General features: G+C 38.0%; 2 protein-coding genes and 1 pseudogene. 1 reads left to right on the top strand and 2 read right to left on the bottom strand.

Annotated features, from left to right (window positions below; translation table 11 throughout):
- Positions 1-719: 719 nt before the first annotated feature.
- Positions 720-1,441, bottom strand: a protein-coding gene (locus QUA04_RS29345) for an IS1 family transposase (protein ID WP_333264229.1) whose coding sequence is annotated in 2 segments (ribosomal slippage) — positions 720-1,135 and positions 1,135-1,441 — 723 coding nt in all. Because the reading frame shifts where the segments join, the coding sequence is not laid out codon by codon here.
- Positions 1,442-1,712: 271 nt separating this feature from the next.
- On the opposite strand from QUA04_RS29345, the gene QUA04_RS30135 reads away from it, so the two are divergent.
- Positions 1,713-1,835, top strand: a complete 123-nt coding sequence (locus QUA04_RS30135; RefSeq protein ID WP_445242397.1) for a transposase-like zinc-binding domain-containing protein — start codon at positions 1,713-1,715, stop codon at positions 1,833-1,835.
- Here the strand turns inward: QUA04_RS30135 and QUA04_RS29340 are convergent.
- Positions 1,813-2,265: pseudogene (locus QUA04_RS29340) on the bottom strand (ISKra4 family transposase); the annotation flags it as partial. The gene QUA04_RS30135 and the pseudogene QUA04_RS29340 sit on opposite strands and share 23 nt — an antisense overlap.
- Between the last annotated feature and the right edge of the window lie 73 nt (positions 2,266-2,338).

Below are 2,338 nucleotides of genomic sequence, written 5' to 3'. Positions count from 1 at the left end.
CTTCTTTGAACACAACTTGATATTTTTTATTATATCATATTAGTTGTTTGTGTAATTAATTTTGTTTGACTACTTAATTCGCTATCTTTTTTGAGGTTCAGAGGCTTCAATACTTTGACTATCAAGGCTCCAGAAGCGTTGCACTTCGTCAACTTTTCGGCAGCAAAGGTGAATGTTCAAGTCCACTAGCAGCATCCCTCTCGCTGGCTTCGATGGGGGGGATCAGAATACCCCTCTGAACTATCGCTCATAATGGAAATGAAAGCGAGCAAAGTTTATTGTCGTTGAATTTTGGCAAGCGCTCGCATTTAGCAACAGCCACCGACTCCGCATCCGCATCAACTTCACCGTATGCTCCCCGCCCGGATAAAACCGATACGGTTGTTGATGTTCAAGTTATCCCTACCGCGCCAACCGAGCCATAACCCTTACAAAGAGGCAATATTGAGCAGGGGCTACAGGAGGGGGATATTGATCTAGTCCTAAACAAAATGCCGTTGCCATCGTTGCGATCGCTAGGTTGAAAGATCCGGATGCACGTGGCACTAAAGCTAATATCGCTCGGAGGTTGAAAGCCCTGGTCACCCCGCTGACCTGCGGCCCGCTGGCTAGTGACCCGCACAACCTGCCCCACCCTTAAACTGGATGGGGAACTACGTTGAATACGTCACACCCATCAAAATTATGTAGGTAGTGATAAATATGTAGTGATTAGATATTCATTGGCTCAAAACATAGTTGTAATGATGAATAAAATACCAAATAGCACCAATATGGTTTTCTAACTTTTTAGAAAATGAAAGAGTCTTTCTTACGATCCGAGAAACACGTTGGCGCAAAGTATTATTAAATCTTTCAATGTGATTAGTTTTTCCACTGTCTTTACCAACTGGCTGATGGCGTTTACTTGGAAAAATACAAGCATAAGCCTGCCAAAAATCTGTATAACAAACAGCACATTGTCGATAAACAGGAGGTAGAGAATTCCATAATTGTTTTGCTCCTTCTTCGCTACGATCGCCAATATAAACACCAATAATTTCTCTGGTTTCTCTATCCATAGCTAACCACACCCATTGCTTATTTTCTTTGGAATATACAAATGACCACAGTTCATCACATTCAACATTCAATATGACTTTTTTTTAGGTTTAACCTTTACTGTGCGTTCGATTGAGGCATATTTATTATTTACGTAATCCTGTAACCATTTTTGAGAAACACCCGTGCTTCTAGCTATACCCGCCAAAGAAATCTTCTCCAAAAGAAGTCGATTTATTAAATCTTTTGTTTGTGAGCTAATTACTTTGTTTTTCTGATTTTCGACAAATTGGCGACCGCAACTTTGACATTTGTATTTTGGTTTTTTATTATGAATTCTACCATTTTTAACTAGGTGATTTGAACCACAATCAGGGCAGTCTGGTCGTAAAAATAGCATAGTACATGACTAAACTCATGTTGGCAGATATCAAGGATTCCAGCAAGAGTTACTTATGATAGCATAAGTGTAACTAAATCTACATTCGAGCGCGTAAAAAAATATTAAAATCACAAAATTGGATTGTATCATTTATAAAATTATCCTATGTATTCAATTACTATAATTAAACTTCACTACATATTTATTACTACCGTCTGCTGGGTAGTCCTGCATAGCAAGGAAAATGTGTTATAATTTTATTCTTTTAACCTACCTTAATTTTTAGCTTATGAACTGTCCCAAGTGTAACTCTGAATACATATTAAAAAATGGTCGCACTCGCTCTCAGAAGCAAAATTTTAAGGGTGCATCTCAGTTTGGCAAATACATCAAATTGAAAGTTGACCGTTGAGATAAGCACAGCGAAGAGCAAGGATAGACGAAACGTTCTCAATATTCCATTGCGCTCCCGATATTTTCACCCTTAATCCAATGCGTTTAATTATTGATTCAATTGTTCCTGAACCAATCGAACTTATGGATTCTTCTTTGTAGTATTGGTAATTGACTATTCGACAGCGATGGGTCTCTAAATAATTGCAAAACGTTTTAAATGCTCGATCTTTACAGTCTTTAAATAAATTTATAACTTCCTCAATTTTGCCTTGCCATAACATATTTTCTACTGATTTTATTTTTTTTATTGAACCCCCTACCTTGTAGAGATTTTCTTTGAGATGATACCAATCTAAGATTTCTTGTCTTTGTTCATTGTCTCCAATTTCTTTAAATATGTTCCAAATCCCGGCATGACCATCCCCTAGGCAATACATAGGGCGCAGGGTGGATTAATTGTCAAAAGAGTAAACCAGTGGGGCAAGGCTATTTGCTGACGATCACGCGCCAGATTTAATT

This window comes from Microcoleus sp. S13_C5 (assembly GCF_036700845.1).
Taxonomy (GTDB): domain Bacteria; phylum Cyanobacteriota; class Cyanobacteriia; order Cyanobacteriales; family Microcoleaceae; genus Microcoleus.
The sequence above is the reverse complement of the archived record's forward strand: the minus strand, read 5'-3'. Positions and strand labels throughout refer to the sequence as shown.

What these genes read in the sequence shown, in the direction of transcription:
- QUA04_RS30135 (WP_445242397.1), top strand. Translation starts at nt 1,713, where the DNA reads ATGAACTGTCCCAAGTGTAACTCTGAATACATATTAAAAAATGGTCGC.